The organism is Nocardioides sp. (assembly GCF_004803405.1).
Classification (GTDB): Bacteria; Actinomycetota; Actinomycetes; order Propionibacteriales; family Nocardioidaceae; genus Nocardioides; species Nocardioides vastitatis.
In genome coordinates this window covers 1-1260 of record NZ_SSXI01000264.1, presented here as the reverse complement: position 1 = coordinate 1260, position 1260 = coordinate 1, and the positions used below count along the sequence as shown (strand labels likewise).

Annotated in this window: 1 protein-coding gene; it reads left to right on the top strand. The window is 69.0% G+C overall.

The genetic code is table 11. The features are described 5' to 3' along the window. A partial coding sequence (locus E7Z54_RS19170) for an ISAzo13 family transposase (protein WP_431188815.1) occupies positions 1 to 1260 on the top strand: 1260 nt, incomplete at both ends.

The following is a 1260-nucleotide window of genomic DNA, read 5'->3' as shown; positions in this document are numbered from 1 at the left end:
TGGCGGCCAAGTTCGAGGCGATCTTCCCGCACCTTGACGAGCGGCAGCGGCGCCTGTTGATGGGGGCGGAAGCACGGGCGATCGGTCATGGTGGGATCCGGCTGGTCGCCCGGGCTGCCGGGATCCGCGAGGCCACCGTGTCGCTGGGTGTGAGCGAACTCGACTCCGGCCAAGCCCCGTTGGGGCGCGTACGCAGGCCAGGTGGGGGACGCAAGCGGGTTGTCGACCTCGATCCCGGCTTGCGCGCCGCGCTGCTGGCCCTGGTCGAGCCGGACATGCGCGGTGATCCGATGTCACCCCTGCGCTGGACCACGAAGTCCACCCGCAACCTCGCCACCGAACTCACCCGCCAGGGCCACCGCGTCTGCGCGGACGTCGTCGGCGACCTGCTGCGCGAAGACGGCTTCAGTCTGCAGGGCAACGCCAAAACCATAGAAGGCAAACAACACCCCGACCGGGACGGCCAGTTCCAGTACATCAACGAGCAGGCCAGCGTGTTCCAGCAGGCCGGGGACCCGGTGATCAGCGTGGACTGCAAGAAGAAGGAACGCGTCGGGCCGTATAAGAACGCCGGCCGCCAGTGGCGCCCGAAGGGCGACCCGGTACGGGTCGGCACCCATGACTTCCCGGACAGGGAGCTCGGGAAGGCTGTGCCGTACGGGATCTACGACCTGGTGGCGAACACCGGCTGGGTCAACGTCGGCACTGACCACGACACCGCCGCCTTCGCCGTGGAGTCCATCCGCCGCTGGTGGAACGGCGCCGGCCGCGACGCCTACCCGCAGGCCGGACGGTTGCTGATCACCGCCGACGCGGGTGGCTCCAACAGTTACCGCACGCGCGCCTGGAAGACCGAACTCGCCGCCCTGGCAGCGGAGACCGGTCTGCCGATCACCGTGTGCCACCTACCGCCAGGGACTTCGAAGTGGAACCGGATTGAGCACCGGCTGTTCTGCCACATCACGATGAACTGGCGCGGCAAGCCGCTGACCAGCCATGAAGTCATCGTCGAGAGCATCGCGGCCACCACCACCCGGACCGGGCTGAGCGTGCACGCCGAACTCGATACCGGCCGCTACCCCACCGGTGTCGAGGTCAGCGACACGGCCATGAAGGCCCTGCCGATCACCCGCCACGACTTCCACGGCGACTGGAACTACACGCTGCACCCCACGAAGGACCAGGTCCCGGGCCCGCTGGACGCACCCCGGCCCGAGCCGGACGGGCCGGTCTCCACCGGCCTGCTCTCCCACTCCGCGT